Genomic DNA, 14,357 nt, shown 5'->3' on the forward strand with positions numbered 1-14,357 from the left:
TCGAGCCTACTGCGCCCCAAAAGGGAGCCGGTTATGCGACGTCGACCTGCACGGTGACGAAGGAGTGGGCGGGCAGGTGCACCCGCACCCGCGTACCAGTGACCGTGACCTGCTCGTGGGAGCGCGGGGCGACGGCGGCGGGCGCGTCGGGCGTGTTGTGGGTCTGCGGCGCCCCGGCGGTGAGGATCCGCGAGACGACCCCGCCGACGTCGCCCCCGCGCAGGTCCAGCTCGATGTCGGCCGCGTCGGCCGTGTCCAGGTTGGACAGCGAGATGAGCACCTTGTCGTCCTTGCGGCTGGCCGACAGCGAGACGGTCGCCAGCGTGTCCGGCCCCACCTCGCGGGTGGGCACGTCCGAGAGGAGATCGACCCGCAGGGACGTGGCGTCCTGGTGCCCCTTGTTCATCTCGAACACGTGGTACGTCGGGGTGAGCACGAGCGCTCCGGAGTCGGGGTCGGTCAGGATCATCGCCTGGAGCACGTTCACGGTCTGGGCGATGTTGGCCATCACCAGCCGGTCGGCGTGGCGGTGGAAGATGTCGAAGTGCAGGCTCGCGACCAGCGCGTCGCGCAGCGTGTTCTGCTGGTAGAGGAAGCCGGGGTTGGTGCCCGGCTCGACGTTCCACCACGTGCCCCACTCGTCCAGCACCAGGCCCACCTGACGGCTCGGGTCGTAGCAGTCCATCACGTTGGAGTGGCCGGTGAGGAGCTCGTCGGTGTGGGCGGCCTTGACCAGGGTCCGGTAGTACTCGTCCGTGTCGAACACCGTGGCGGCGCCCTTGTCCTGCCAGGTGCCCGGGATCGTGTAGTAGTGCAGCGACAGCGCCTGGTAGAACGGCTGGGGCCGGTAGGCACAGCCCAGGTCGCCCAGCTGCTTCATGAGCGTCTCGGTCCAGGCGTAGTCGTCGCTGTTGGCGCCGGCGGCGATGCGGTACAGCCGGTTGTCGCCGTGGTTGCGGCAGTAGGTGCCGTACCGGCGCGCCTCGGCGGCGTACTGCTCGGCGGTCATGTGCCCGCCGCACCCCCACGCCTCGTTGCCCAGCCCCCAGAAGCGCACCCGCCACGGCTCCTCACGCCCGTTGGCCTTGCGCAGGCGGACCATCGGGGAGTCGCCGTCCCGGGTGAGGTACTCGACCCAGTCGCTCATCTCCTTCACCGTGCCCGAGCCGACGTTGCCGCTGATGTACGGCTCGGCGCCGAGCAGCTCGCACAGGGCCATGAACTCGTGGGTGCCGAAGTGGTTGTTCTCCTCGACGTTGCCCCAGTGGGTGTTCACCATCGCCGGGCGCTGGTCCTTCGGGCCGATGCCGTCCATCCAGTGGTACTCGTCGGCGAAGCAGCCGCCGGGCCAGCGCAGGTTCGGGATGTTCAAGGCGCGCAGCGCTTCGACGACGTCCAGCCGGATCCCGCCGGCGTTCGGGATGTCACTGTCCTCGCCCACGTAGAAACCGCCGTAGATGCACCGGCCCAGGTGTTCGGCGAAGTGGCCGTACACATGTCTGCTGATCACGGGGCTCTTGACGTCGACATTGAGCACGGCGGAAACGACAGCGTCACTCATGGTTCACACCTTTTCTCGGTAAGCGGCGGCGGCTACTTTATCGATAAAGCACCGCGTGGGAAAGAGCCTCTTCCTTGCCTGCCGGCTCGGGAATCCTCGCCCGATCGCCTATGTGCGACCGGCCATGCGATGCGTACGGTGAGGCCATGTGCGATCTGAACGCTGCGGAGACCCGCGAAATCATCGCATCACTCAGCGCGGTGACCGGCCTGTCCGGCCAGGTGACCACCCACATCGACGACATCGGCAAGACGTCGTACATGGACCACGAGAACCTGGCCGAACTCCTCGCCACACTGCGCGATCGCGCCGAGGCGGCCAGGGAGTGGGTCGCCGCCAAGCCTCAGCAGCACGCGGGCCACTGACCTGGGAGCGCCGGCCGGCCCTGGGACCGGCCGGCGCATGTTCACGGTGCGGGTGAGGCCACGGCGATGTGCGGGCGGCCGGTTATCGGGTGCGGGCTGATGTGCGCGCGTACGCCGAAGACCTCCTCGATGAACGCCGGCGTCAGCACCTCCAGGGGCGGGCCGTGCCCGACGACCCGGCCGTCACGCAGGACGACGACCTGGTCGGCGTAGGCGGCGGCCTGGTCGAGGTCGTGCAGGGCGGCCAGCAGGGTCAGGCCGAGGGAGCGGATCAGGTCCAGCAGCAGGAGCTGGGAGCCGACGTCCAGATGGTTGGTGGGTTCGTCGAGCACCAGCAGCGGCGCCTGCTGGGCCAGCGCGCGGGCGAGCAGCACGCGTTGCCGTTCCCCGCCCGACAGCGTCGGCATCAGCCGGTCGGCCGCCCAGGCCATGCCGACCCGTTCCAGCGCGGTGGCGACCGCCGCGCGGTCGGCGGCGTTCTCCCGGTCGAGCAGCCGCTGGTGGCTGTGGCGGCCGGTGGCGACGACGTCGGCGGCGGACAGCCCGTCGGCGACCTGGCTGTGCTGGGGCAGCACGGCGCGGTGCCGGGCGGCCTGGCGGGGCCGCATCCCCCACAGGTCCTGCCCGTCGAGCCGGACCGCGCCGCCGGACGGGCGCAGCGACCGGTAGACGGTGCGCAGCAGGGTGGACTTGCCGCTGCCGTTCGGTCCGATGAGCGCGACGAACTCGCCCGGCCCGGCCGTCAGGCTCACGTCCTCGACGATGGGGCGGGCGTCGATCCGGGCGCTGACTCCGGCCAGGTCAAGCCGCATCGGTGCCTCCACTTGATCGGCGGCGCAGCAGCCACAGGAAGAACGGAACGCCGAGCCCGGTGGTGAAGATGCCCACCGGCAGCTCGTTGGGCCGGTCGGCGATCCTGGCCGCCAGGTCCACCAGCACCAGGAACAGCGCTCCGGCCAGCAGCGACACGGGCAGCACCCGGCGGTGGTCGGCCCCGACGACGAACCTGGCCATGTGCGGGATCATCAGCCCGATGAAGCCGATGCCGCCGACCACGCTGACCACGGTGGCGGTCAGCAGCGATCCGGCCACGAGCAGCCCGATCCGCAGCACCGCCACCGGCACGCCGACGGCGATGGCGGCCTCCTCCCCGGCCAGCAGCGCGTTCAGCGCGCGGGCCTGCAGGGACAGCCAGGCCAGGCAGCAGACGACGATCAGGGCGGGCACGCCCAGGTCGGCCCAGGACGCCCCCGCGACGCTGCCCATCAGCCAGAACATCATGCCCTGCAGCTCGGTCGGGTTGAGCTGGAGCTGCACGAACGTGGTGGCCGCCGCGCACAGATAGCCGACGGCGACGCCGGTCAGCACCAGCCACGAGTCCAGCAGCCGGCCCGCGCGCTGCGCCAGCACGTACACCAGCAGCGCCGACAGCAGGGCGGCGGCGAAGGCGGCCCCGGTGACGCCCAGCGTCCCGGCGAGGACGGCGCTGCCCAGCGCGGGAACCAGCACGGCCCCGAGCGAGGCGGCCGAGGACACGCCCAGCACGTACGGGTCGGCGAGCGGGTTGCGTACGAGGGACTGCAGCGCGACCCCGGCCACCGACAGGCCGGCCCCGGCGAGCGCGGCGAGCAGCGCCCGAGGGGTGCGCAGGTCCCAGACGACCTGGCTGAGCAGCGGATCGGCCTGCGCGCCGCGCCCGGTCAGGTGGGCCCAGACCACGCCCCAGACCTGGCCGGGCGGAAGGTTGACCGAGCCGACGGAGATGCCTGCCACCAGGGCCGCGACCAGCGCGACGACCAGGGCGGCCAGCAGCAGCCCGGTGGCGGGCCCGGAGACGAGGTGCGGGCGCCGCGACGGCGCGGCCCTGGTCGCCGGTGCGGGTGTGAGGATGTCAGTCACCGGGGTGGACCACCTTGGAGAGCTTCTCCACGGCCACGGCGTTGAGCGGGCCGAGATACACCCCGTCGGAGACCACCGCGTACGTCCTGGACTTCGACGCGGCCCAGTGCGGGTAGGCGGCGAACAGCTTGGCCGCCTCCGCCTCGGGCTGCTCGTCCGGCGTGAACTGCCCGACCACGAGCACGTCCACCTGGGCGGTGGCGAGCTGCTCGGTGTTGAGGGTGCGGGTGGTGTCCGAGCTCTGCCCGGCGAAGGCGTTGACGCCACCGGCCGCCTTGATCACGTCGTCGTAGATGCCGCCGGTCATCACGGCGGGCAGCCCGTTGGCGTTCATCATGGCCATGCCGGGATAGGCGATGAGGACCTTCTTGGCGGGCCGGCCCGCGACCCGCGCCCGTACGGCCTCGACGCGGGCGCGCAGCTTGCCGATCAGGTCGGTGGCGCGGTCCTGGACGTCGAAGACGCGCCCCAGCAGCGCGATGAACTCCAGCGAGGAGTTGATCGACTGGTTGCGGTAGGCGCGCTTCTCCTCCTCCGTGGCCTCGGGCTTGCCCATCGCGCAGTTCACCGGGTTGACCAGCGAGGTGATCCCGGCGGCGGCGAGCTGCTCGCGGGTGGCGAAGCCGTTCTTGGCGTCGAACCCGCCGGACCAGGTGGACACCACCAGGTCGGGCTTGAGCTTGAGCACCTGCTCGGCGGGGACGTCGAAGTTCTTGTTCATCGTCAGCCCGCCGGTCGGCAGGGCCTTGATCCTGCCGATCATCGCGGGGTCGTCGGAGACGCCGTAGCTCTGGGCGTTGGCCAGGACGCTCTCGTCCAGGCCGAGCATGATGAAGCTCTCCACCTCGGCCACGCTGGTGCCGTTGAGGATCAGCACGCGCTGCGGCGGACGCTGGAAGGTGACTTTCGTGCCGCAGTTGTCGAAGGTCAGGGGGTAGCCGGACGCGGTGGAGGCAGTGGGGACGGCGGCGGATCCGCTCTCGGAGCCGGCGGGGTCACCGCAACCGGTCAGGGCCACCAGCGCGCAGAGCGCGGCGGCCAGCGGGCGGCGCACATGACAGGGATTCATCGATGATGCTCTCTTCGAGGTCGAGTCTGGAGGCGCGCGAGACCGGCGCGGGTCACGACGGTGACCGGCGCATCGCGGCAACGCGCGGCGCCCGGGCGGCGCTACGGCACGCCCGGTGTCGGGCTTGTTCGGGAAAAAGGCATGGGGAAACGGCCCCGGGAATCGGCCCCGGGAATCGGCGCTGACGGCCGACGCCGGATCAGGCGATCCCTGCGTGCGCTCCAGGAGGTGCCCGCCCTACGAGGGCATGTCGGAGGAAGGCGCGAATAGGCGGGGTTTCGTCCTCACCCGCGTACGCGACCGCCCTCGGACCGGTGGCCGTGCACCCGGCCACCGTGAAGACCAGGACCAGCAGCGGGCGCAGCACCCGTCCGGCGACCTGCCGGACCAGGGCGCACAGGCCCGACTCGACCCACCGCAACCAGGCGGAGGTCAGCAGCACGCCCAGCGCGTGCATGACCAGCATCCCGAAGCTCGGGGAGCCTCCGTGATGGAGTTGCGCCGCGCCCGGGACGGCCCCGAGGGAGGCCATCGCGTGGTGGGCGGCGCCCTGACTCAGCAGGACGTGCAGGACGACCTGCGACAGAGCCGTCGCGGGCAGGATGGCGCCGAGGCTGCGCTCACGCCCGGTCAGGGCCAGCGCGACAGGCAGCAGGAGCAGAAAGCCGCCCAGTGTCGACACCGCGTCGAAGTAGCCTCCGCCCGCCAGGTGCCCGAGCATGGCCAGGGCGGCGCACGTGGCGGCGAAGCTCGCCGCGCGCACCCACCGCACCACCGACAACGGACCCATCGCGGACAGATCTTCGCACACCGGTGCCGCCGTCCTCAGTTCAGGCGCCTCTCGCCGCGGACGATCAGGAGGCCACCTTGTATCCGGCCTCGACGATCGCCGCGCGCACCTGCGACTCCTCGAGCAGCGGGCCTCCGCTCACGGTGACGCGGCCCCCCAGCACGTCCACCTCCACCCGCTCGACGCCCCGCAGTGGCAGGACCTGTGCCCGGATCGTCGAGGCACTGCAGCCACAGCTCATTCCCTTAACCGCGACGGACAGGGTCATTGGCGCGAACCTTTCCCGTAATACCACCAGGCGCGCTCACGGCTCGCCTTTAGGTGGGATACGCAGGTTCCTGAGGCTGGGTTCAAGCGACGGGCAATGTTTTTTAAGATCCAAATTCCGTATATACGAATTCTCGATCACATGGCACTATGACCGGGTGCATGTCGGCCGGCCCTTCTTGCGCGCAATACGCGCCGCGGTGTTCGCGGCGGTCTGCGTGCTGGTTTCGGCTGCCCTGCATGGACTGGCCGGCGGCGATCCGGTGCGCGCGGGCACGCTGCTCGGCGCGCTCGCACTGACCTGGACGGGCGCGTTCCTGCTCGCCGGCCGCCAGCGCGGCATGGAGGTGCTGCTCGCGGCCTGCTTCGCCGCCCAGTACGGCATGCATCTGCTGTTCGGCGCGGGCGCCGCCGACGTGCCGCCGCCTCATGAGCACGCCACGGGCGTGGGCATGTTCCTGGTACACGGCATGACGGCGGTCATCTCGGCCTGGTGGCTGGCGCGGGGCGAGACCGCGCTGGCCGCGCTGCTCCATCTCGCCGTCGCGTCCGTCGGCCGCTGGTGGAGTGTCCTTTCGGTCCTGACGGGCGGGCTGGTCGAGCCGAGCCCGTACGGTGGCCGGCCCGCGGCGTGGGACGACCACGACGCCTTCCTCCAGCGCCTGTTCGCGGCGGCGAACTTCCGGCGGGGCCCGCCGGCGCGTCTCTCCCTCATCTGATCCTTTTCGGGCCACCGGCCCGTGTTCCGCCACGCCCGGTGAACGGCACGGCGGACCTCGAACCCTTGTGTGCGCTTTGAGTGGAGAACGCCTGATGACCTCGACCGCCGACGTCAGCGATACCGTCGATCACGTCCCCCCGCCGTCCCGTGAGCGGACCGCCTGGGCCGCGCTGCGCCCGCTGGTGCTGCGGCTGCACTTCTACGCGGGCGTCCTCATCGCCCCCTTCCTGCTCGTCGCCGCGTGCACCGGCCTGATGTACGCCGCCTCGTACCAGATCGAGCAGGTCGTCTACCAGCACCAGCTCACCGCGCCCGCCGGCCGGACCAGTCTGCCCCTCAGCGCGCAGGTCGCGGCGGCCCGCGCGGCCCACCCCCAGGGCACCGTCACCGCGGTACGGCCCGCCGCCGAACCGGGCCAGACCACCCGCGTGCTGATCAACCAGCCGGGCCTGGCCGAGAGCACCCAGCTGGCGGTCTTCGTCGACCCCTCCACCGGCCAGGTGCGCGGCACGCTGGAAAGCTACGGCAGCTCGGGAGCGTTGCCCGTACGCGCCTGGATCTCCACCCTCCACCGCCAGCTCCACCTGGGCGAACCCGGACGGATCTACAGCGAGCTGGCCGCCAGCTGGCTGTGGGTGGTCTCGCTCGGCGGCCTGGTGCTCTGGGTCGCCCGGCGCCGCCGCAACCCGCGCCATCTCATCGTCCCCGACCGCGCCGCCGGCGGGCTCCGCCGCACGCTGTCCTGGCACGGCTCGATCGGCCTGTGGGCGGTGCTCGGCCTGCTGTTCCTGTCCGCCACCGGCCTGACCTGGTCCAAGTACGCCGGAGCCAACGTCGACGAGCTGCGCGCGACGCTCGACTGGACGACCCCGTCGATCGACGTCTCGGGCGGCGACCACGCCGCGCACACCGCGACCGCAGGACACCACGCCGGTGGAGCCGACATCGGGGTGGACCGCGTGGCCCAGGCGGCCGCCGCCAAGGGGCTGTCCGGCCCGCTGGAGATCACCTGGCCCGCCAAGGCCGGCGCGCCCTACCTGGTGAAGGAGATCGACAAGACCGCGCCCACCCGCCTGGACCAGGTCGCCGTCGACGCCACCTCCGGCCAGGTGAGCGCCGAGCTGCGCTTCGCCGACTACTCGCTGGCCGCCAAGCTCGCCCGGTGGGGCATCGACGGGCACATGGGGCTGCTGTTCGGCCTGGTCAACCAGATCCTTCTGGCGCTTCTGGCCGTCGGCCTGATCATGCTGATCGTGCTCGGCTACCGCATGTGGTGGCGCCGCCGGCCCACCCGCGGCTTCGGCAAGCCGTACCCCCGGGGTGGCTGGCGGAACGTGTCCTGGGCCCTGCTGGCGCCGCTCGCTCTGCTGGCCGTGGCCGTCGGGGTCTTCCTGCCGCTGATGGGCATCTCGCTGGCCGCGTTCCTGGTGGTCGACGTCCTGCTCGGGCTGCGCGCCCGGCTGGGGTCTCAGACGTGATCCTCCGAGCGCCGGGGCAGGAACAGGCCGGACACGCACATGAAGGCCGCGACCAGGAACAGGCCCGCCCGCGTGCCGAGCGTGCTCGCGACCAGGCCGCCGAAGGCGATGAAGAGCGGCTGGGTGACGTTCGTGGCGAAGATCCAGAGCGTCGACACCCTGGCCAGCAGGTGGTCCGGGGTGCCGAGCTGGCGGTAGGTCGTCATGGTGGAGTTCGCCAGGCCGGAGAAGAACAGCACGCCCGCGAAGCCGGACCCGCAAAGGAGCAGGCCCGCGGTGCCGGGTGAGGCCAGCGGGATGAGCGCGTACCAGGGGCCGCGCCAGAGGCTCACCCACCACAGGCCGCGCACCAGGCCGAACCTCCTGCTCAGCCTCGGCGCGAGCCGCGCGCCGAGGAAGCCGCCGAGCGAAGGGAGCCCCATGAGCAGGCCGTACCGCCAGGGGGTGAAACCCAGGTCGCGCAGGTAGAACAGCGAGCTCAGCGGCGTCGCCATCGCACTCGCGCCGGCGAAGACGAGCCAGCTCGCGAACATCCGCCGCAGCACGGATGCCCGCGCACGAAGCCCCACCCGGCGAACAGCTCCGCCCGCCGGGAAGGGCTCGGCTCACGCGCGGGCGGCGTCGGCTCGTCCCCGGGCGGCGCCGACTCGGGCGCGGGCAGCTCGCGCTCGGACGGCAGCGGCTCGGGCGGCGGCTCGCACGCGGGCGGGGGCGGCTCAGGCGCGGGCGGGGGCAGCGCGGGCGGGGGCGGCTCGCGCGTGGGCGGGGGCGGCACGGGCGGCGGCTCGCGCGTGGGCGGCGGCGGCTCGGGCGTGCGCAGCGACCGGATCGACCAGGCGCTCACGACGAACGACACGGCGTCGACGATCAGCGCGCCCACCGCCGACAGGACGCCGATGAGCGGACCGGCCAGGGACGGGCCGACCAGCACGCTCAACCAGCGGGTCGACTCCAGCCGACTGTTGGCGCTCATGAGCCGCTCGGCGGGGACGAGAGCCTTCAGATGCGCCTGCGCCGCCCCGGACGAGGCGATCTGGCCGGCGGCGTTGCCCAGCGCGGCGACACAGAGGTGAGCGAATGTCAGCAGCCCGAAGAACGCCGCGACCGGAATGCTGAACAGCAAAATACATCTGGCGATATCTGACCAGATCATGACCGGGCGTTTGACCCGGAATTCGATATACCGCCCCGCGGGAAATGCGACGACGACAATTGTGACCGCCTGAATCACCGACAACAAGGCGACCTGGAAAGCCGAGGCGTCCAGCACGGTGATGGCGACCACGGGCAAGGCGACCATGCTCACCGCCGAACCCAGCTGGCTCACGGTCGTGCCCGCCCACAGACGCCGGAAGTCCCTTTCGCCGGCGAGATCCCCGCCTGCCCGAGTCATGTCGCAGCGCAAGCTGCCTCCTTCAGCGATCACCACCGACGGATCGGCATGCCGCCAACGGTGACAGCACCCCGATGTACGGCGATCAGCCGGGCCGGGGCGGGGCCTGCCGCACGCCGACCCATCGGCGATCAACCACCGCCAGGCCGGAGCTCGCCGCACGCCAACCCAACACCGATCAACCACCGCCAGGCCGGAGCTCGCCGCACGCCGACCCGACGGCGATCAGCCGCGGTCGGGGCGGGGCTTGCGGCGTGCGGCGAGGACGACGGCGGCGCCGCCCGCGAGGACCACCGCCACCGCCGCCCACAACCATCCCGGCAGCCCCGACATACCGTCGGCCCGGGTGGCCGCCACCGGTGAGGAGGAGGACGGCTGGGCGGAGGCGGGTTGTGGCTCGGGAGAACTCTCCGGAGTGCCGGGAGAGCTCGCCGGAGTGGACGTCTCCTCCGAGGAGCTGGGCGAGGGGTCCGGGGCGGTGATGGTGAAGGCGAGTTCCCCTTGGATCGGGTGGCCGTCGGAGGAGACCACGCGCCAGGCGATCCGGTAGCGGCCCTCCGGCAAGGTGCCGCTGGGCCGGGCGAAGACCTTGTTGCCCTGAACGCGTGGCTTGTCGAGCGAGACCGGCTTGCCGCCGGGGCCGTCGAGCACGATGGTGGGCAGCTGCATGTGCGAGGTGAATTCGAGCTCGATCGTCTCCAGGCTCTTCAGCTTGGCGCGGTCGGCCGGGTTGCTGGCCTTGAGCCGGTCGTGGGCCAGGGCGGCGGGCGAGGTCAGGAGCAGCACGAGTACGGCGCCGACGGCCGGAACGAGGGCACGCCGAAGAAAGGTCATGGGGAACTCCGAAGTCATGGGGCCCCGGCGGCACGCCGGAGAAGGTTATGGCGCCTGTCGGGGAGGCGCCGGATCAGGCGTTCGCGGGCCTGCGGGTCAGCCGCGGGCCGCCGGGAAGGTAGGCGGTCCGCGACGTGGCACGACAACGGCCAGCAGCGCGGGGACGCGAGGGGCGGGTTCCCGCCGTACCGGCGCGGAAGGGGGACGCCCGATGACCGCGAGGGGCGCCAGGACGGTGATCACGGCCGCGAGCAGGGTACGCACGCCTGCCACGCACGCGGCGTTCAGGTGCAGCAGCGTCGCCAGGGCCAGTTCGCCGCGCGCCAGCCACCAGCTCGAACACATCGCCGCGGCCAGGTGGATCATCGGCATCGCGAGCCCGGGGCCGTGCTCGTGGCCGGAGGAGAAGACGGGGCTCACCGGGGAGGAGCCGGAGAAGAGCTGGTGCAGGCCGTACTGGGACACCGCGCACAGGGCCAGCAGCTCCGGCCATTCCCGCCGGCGACCGGCCAGCAGGTAGGCGCCGGCCCAGATCGCCGCCATCGCCGTCATCACCGCCGCGAGCCCGCCCGGCCGCATCCCGCCTCCGCCCACCAGCACGTGCAGGGCGGCGGAGGCCAGCACGCAGACGGCCGTGAACATCGCGGCGCGCAGCGCGCGGATCACGGGATGGCCGACATGCACGCCGCCATGCTGCCAGAGCACACCGCCACCGTCAGGGCATTCGGCGCATTGCCCAACAAATGACCCACACCACGGCGGTCGCGATGCCCGGCTGCTCCGCGGGCGGCCGAGCATGTCCTGGGGCATGTCCTGCCGGCTGCTCCGCGGGCGGCAACAGAGCATGTCCTGGCGCACGTCGTGGCGCACGTCGTGAGGCGCGTCTTGGGCGTGGCGTCGCCGACCGAGGGTCGGCTGTCTATAAAGTGACCCGCGCGTCGAACGGCACGGCGTTCGACGCTCTGACCAGGCGTTATCCCCCGAAACGGGACACACTCGGGTGTGGTCGTGGAGTGGGGCCGATCGTGAGGGGATGCCGATGCTCGACCAGGTGACCGCCGGCACGCCACAGGCCGGCACGGACGATCTGGATCTGGCCGAAGCGGGTGTCGTCGGAGTCACGATCGTCTGGGCCGACAACAACGGCATCCCCAGGTCGCGCACGGTGCCCGTCGGTCAGTTCGGCGCGGCGGTCGAGCGGGGGGTGGGTGTCACGCCGCTGTTCGCGGTGTTCGACTCCCACGACGGCATCACCTTCGGGCATCCCCCGCTGGGTACTCCCTCGGGCGACATCCGGCTGATGCCGGTCGCCGACCGGCTGGTCCGGCTCGCCGGTCAGCCCGGGTTCGCGTGGGTACCGGGCCGGCAGGTCGCGGCGGATGGTTCGGCGTGGCCGTACGACCAGCGCGGCGTGCTGGAGCGCCAAGTCTCCCGTGCGGCGGCTCTCGGGCTGGACTTCCTGGCCGGCTACGAGATGGAGTTCCACCTCAGCCGAGCGGACGGGGGCGACGGCGACGACGTACGCCCCATCTACGAGGGGCCTTCCTACGGGCCGGCCAAGATGCTGGCCGTCGATGCCTTCGCCGAGCAGCTGCTGCGCGACCTCGACCGCAACGGCGTGCCCGTCGGCCAGTTCCACGGCGAGTACGGCCCGGGGCAGTTCGAGTTCAACATCGCCCCGGCCGACCCGGTCACCGCCGCCGACCGGCAGTTGCTGGCCCGGCAGACCGTTCACGCCGCCGCCCGCGCGCACGGCCTGCGGGCGAGCTTCGCCCCGTTGGTCACCCTCGGGCAGGTGGGCAACGGCTGGCATCTGCACACCTCGCTGTACCGCGCCGGGACGAACCTGCTGTCCGGCGGCAACGGGCCCGCGGGCATGACCGCCGAGGGCGGCGCCTACCTGGCCGGCCTGCTGCGCGACCTGCCCGCCATCGTGGCCGTCACCGCGCCCAGCCTGTCCTCGCTGCAACGGCTGCGGCCCGGTTACTGGTCCGGCGCGTACACGTTCTGGGGCGTGGAGAACCGGGAGGCGGCGCTGCGGCTCGTACCGGCCACTCCCCTGCTCGGCGCCGCGCACGCCAACCTCGAGCTCAAGCCATCGGACGCCTCGGCCAACCCCTACCTCGCGCTCGCCACCGTGATCGCCGCGGGCCTCGCCGGCATCGAGGACGGTCTCACACCCCCCGAACCGGTGCAGGAGGACCCCGGCACCTGGACCGACGAGCGGCGGGCCGAACGCGGCATCCGCCGGCTGCCCACCACCGTCGAAGAGCAACTCGGCGCGCTGCTGACCAACGAGCGCATCCGTTCCGCGCTGGGCGAGGAACTGGCCGACGCCTTCCGGGCGGTACGCGTCTCCGACGCCGCCTGGGCAGCCGACCGCGACGCGGCTGCCGTGGTCCGCTCCCACCGCTGGCTGTAGTGAGCTGCCGCGTGGCCGGACGCTTGGGGCTGAGCAGGGGGCGACAGGTCCATGTGCCGTCGGTGTTAAATGATCACGTCGTCGGAGAGGCCGCGATGAGATCCACTTCCCGTACGGCGCCGAACCGGCGGGAGATGAGCGGGCTCGCACGACCGGCCCAGATCCCTGCTCATCACCGTGAGCGCGGCCCGACCCCGAAACCCGACACACGAACCCGAATCCCCCGCTCATCACCGTGACCAGCCCGACCCCGAAGCCGGATCCCTGCTCGTTCTGTGAGGGGGCCGACCCCGAAGCCGACACACGAACCCGGATTGGGCCGATCCCGAAGCCGACGCACAAACCCGATTCCCCCGCTCATCATCGCGAGCGGCCCGAACACGGAGCCAGACCCCCTGCCCATCACCGTAAGGGGGCCGGCCCCGAAGCCGACACACGAACCCGGATCCCCTGCTCGCGGCCGTTTTACTCGTCGCCCAGCGACAGTCCGTCCAGTGACAGTTCATCCAGCGGGAGGGACCGCAGGAAGTCTTCGGCGTCGAAGAGCTCCCCAGCGGTGACGACCCCGATGGCCCGCCCGCGGCCGGTCAGGATCCGCTCGGTGGCCTCCACCACGATCGGCGCGGTGATGGCGTAGATGTCACGACCGCGCGCCGCCACCCGCCGCCGCTCGTCCCCCCGGCGGACGACGACCTCGACCAGGAAGACCTGGGCCGACCGCCCGTCGGCGTCGGTCGCCTGCGGTCCCTTGGTCTCCGGATCGCCGAGGTCCTTCAGCGGGGCGACGTTCAGGAAGGCGTCGATCCGCGGGGTGTCCAGGTGGCGGGAGACGGTGACCACGTCGGCGTTGGAGAACTGCCCCACGACGTCCTGGGTCCCGAACGGTTCGGCGAACGTCCACGTCCCCTTCGGCGGCGGCTCGTCGCCCGCGACGACCCGCAGGTGGTGGTCCGAGAAGACCACCCGCCGCCCGGCCCGGCGCTGCCCGGCCAGCACGGTGCCCCGCGTCGGGTGCCAGCTGTCCAGGGCCACCGCGATCGAGATCTCGTCGGCCGCCGGCCAGTCACCCATCGCGACGGTCGCGAGCAGGTCGCCCAGCGCACCGTAGAACGCCATCACCGGCGCCACCACGATGCCCGCCTCCTTCACCCGCGGGTCGTCCCGGTAGGTGTCGAAAGTGTTCATCGCGACCAGGGTCTCGCCGGTGACATCCAGGTAGTGGATCCCGGCACGCAACGCGGCCTCGATCAGCGGCGGCGCGGTGTCGCCGAACGGCCCGGCACAGTTGATCACCGCTGCCGTGCCGGCGATCGCGCGGTCGAGCGAGACCGGGTCGTCGACCGAGGCGATCCGCCACTCCACGCCGGGGTGAGCGGCGGCGGCCGCCTCCAGCTTCACCGCGTCCCGCCCGGACAGCACCGGCGTACAACCGCGCTCCAGCAACTCCGCCGTCACGAACCGGGCGGTGTGCCCGTAGGCGCCGAACACCGCCACCACCGGCTTCGCGCTCCCGCGACCGAACCGGCCGTCGATCTCTGTCATCAGGTCTCCTTCAGCT

Annotated in this window: 15 protein-coding genes; 4 read left to right on the forward strand and 11 right to left on the reverse strand. The window is 71.9% G+C overall.

Annotated elements, in window-relative coordinates; translation table 11 throughout:
* Positions 1 to 31: 31 nt before the first annotated feature.
* On the reverse strand, positions 32 to 1,561 hold the full coding sequence (locus AB0L65_RS58445; RefSeq protein ID WP_364265549.1) for an alpha-L-arabinofuranosidase C-terminal domain-containing protein: 1,530 nt from the start codon (positions 1,559 to 1,561) through the stop codon (positions 32 to 34).
* Between the two features lie 146 nt (positions 1,562 to 1,707).
* On the opposite strand from AB0L65_RS58445, the gene AB0L65_RS58450 reads away from it, so the two are divergent.
* Positions 1,708 to 1,926 carry a hypothetical protein gene (locus tag AB0L65_RS58450; protein WP_357736843.1) on the forward strand — a complete coding sequence of 73 codons (219 nt, stop codon included), beginning with the start codon at positions 1,708 to 1,710 and terminating at the stop codon, positions 1,924 to 1,926.
* Positions 1,927 to 1,967: 41 nt separating this feature from the next.
* Here the strand turns inward: AB0L65_RS58450 and AB0L65_RS58455 are convergent, their stop codons facing one another.
* From AB0L65_RS58455 to AB0L65_RS58475, 5 genes are all read right to left on the reverse strand, one after another.
* A complete protein-coding gene (locus AB0L65_RS58455) occupies positions 1,968 to 2,738 on the reverse strand; it encodes an ABC transporter ATP-binding protein (protein WP_364265551.1) in 771 nt (256 codons plus the stop codon).
* On the reverse strand, positions 2,728 to 3,825 hold the full coding sequence (locus tag AB0L65_RS58460) for an iron ABC transporter permease (RefSeq protein WP_364265553.1): 1,098 nt from the start codon (positions 3,823 to 3,825) through the stop codon (positions 2,728 to 2,730). The genes AB0L65_RS58455 and AB0L65_RS58460 overlap by 11 nt, the downstream gene beginning before the upstream one ends.
* Positions 3,818 to 4,894 (reverse strand): ABC transporter substrate-binding protein, encoded by a 1,077-nt coding sequence (locus AB0L65_RS58465; RefSeq protein ID WP_364265555.1) that lies wholly within the window; start codon positions 4,892 to 4,894, stop codon positions 3,818 to 3,820. The genes AB0L65_RS58460 and AB0L65_RS58465 overlap by 8 nt, the downstream gene beginning before the upstream one ends.
* A gap of 199 nt (positions 4,895 to 5,093) precedes the next feature.
* Complete coding sequence (locus tag AB0L65_RS58470) at positions 5,094 to 5,684, reverse strand: hypothetical protein (RefSeq protein ID WP_364265557.1); 591 nt, start codon at positions 5,682 to 5,684, stop codon at positions 5,094 to 5,096.
* Positions 5,685 to 5,748: 64 nt separating this feature from the next.
* Positions 5,749 to 5,952 (reverse strand): heavy metal-associated domain-containing protein, encoded by a 204-nt coding sequence (locus AB0L65_RS58475; protein WP_357736831.1) that lies wholly within the window; start codon positions 5,950 to 5,952, stop codon positions 5,749 to 5,751.
* A 178-nt stretch (positions 5,953 to 6,130) separates the two neighbouring features.
* Here AB0L65_RS58475 and AB0L65_RS58480 point away from each other — a divergent pair, with 178 nt between their 5' ends.
* Entirely contained in the window at positions 6,131 to 6,670 is a 540-nt protein-coding gene (locus AB0L65_RS58480) for a hypothetical protein (RefSeq protein WP_364265559.1), read from the forward strand.
* Positions 6,671 to 6,764: 94 nt separating this feature from the next.
* Positions 6,765 to 8,150 (forward strand): PepSY-associated TM helix domain-containing protein, encoded by a 1,386-nt coding sequence (locus AB0L65_RS58485; protein WP_364265561.1) that lies wholly within the window; start codon positions 6,765 to 6,767, stop codon positions 8,148 to 8,150.
* On the opposite strand, the gene AB0L65_RS58490 is transcribed toward AB0L65_RS58485, so the two are convergent.
* From AB0L65_RS58490 to AB0L65_RS58505, 4 genes are all read right to left on the reverse strand, one after another.
* Complete coding sequence (locus tag AB0L65_RS58490; protein ID WP_364265563.1) at positions 8,141 to 8,683, reverse strand: hypothetical protein; 543 nt, start codon at positions 8,681 to 8,683, stop codon at positions 8,141 to 8,143. The genes AB0L65_RS58485 and AB0L65_RS58490 overlap by 10 nt on opposite strands.
* Positions 8,629 to 9,555, reverse strand: coding sequence for an MFS transporter (locus AB0L65_RS58495; protein ID WP_364265565.1), 927 nt, complete (start codon positions 9,553 to 9,555; stop codon positions 8,629 to 8,631). Before AB0L65_RS58495 ends, AB0L65_RS58490 begins: the two co-directional genes overlap by 55 nt.
* Before the next feature lie 213 nt (positions 9,556 to 9,768).
* A complete protein-coding gene (locus AB0L65_RS58500; protein ID WP_364265567.1) occupies positions 9,769 to 10,377 on the reverse strand; it encodes a copper resistance protein CopC in 609 nt (202 codons plus the stop codon).
* A 96-nt stretch (positions 10,378 to 10,473) separates the two neighbouring features.
* The gene (locus AB0L65_RS58505) at positions 10,474 to 11,082 is read right to left on the reverse strand and encodes a hypothetical protein (protein ID WP_364265569.1); all 609 of its coding nucleotides are present in this window, start codon (positions 11,080 to 11,082) and stop codon (positions 10,474 to 10,476) included.
* A 328-nt stretch (positions 11,083 to 11,410) separates the two neighbouring features.
* On the opposite strand from AB0L65_RS58505, the gene AB0L65_RS58510 reads away from it, so the two are divergent.
* Complete coding sequence (locus AB0L65_RS58510) at positions 11,411 to 12,799, forward strand: glutamine synthetase family protein (RefSeq protein WP_364265571.1); 1,389 nt, start codon at positions 11,411 to 11,413, stop codon at positions 12,797 to 12,799.
* A 465-nt stretch (positions 12,800 to 13,264) separates the two neighbouring features.
* On the opposite strand, the gene AB0L65_RS58515 is transcribed toward AB0L65_RS58510, so the two are convergent.
* The gene (locus tag AB0L65_RS58515) at positions 13,265 to 14,341 is read right to left on the reverse strand and encodes a saccharopine dehydrogenase NADP-binding domain-containing protein (protein WP_364265573.1); all 1,077 of its coding nucleotides are present in this window, start codon (positions 14,339 to 14,341) and stop codon (positions 13,265 to 13,267) included.
* Positions 14,342 to 14,357 lie beyond the last annotated feature (16 nt).

It is taken from the genome of Nonomuraea sp. NPDC052116 (assembly GCF_040680035.1).
Taxonomy (GTDB): Bacteria; Actinomycetota; Actinomycetes; order Streptosporangiales; family Streptosporangiaceae; genus Nonomuraea; species Nonomuraea angiospora_A.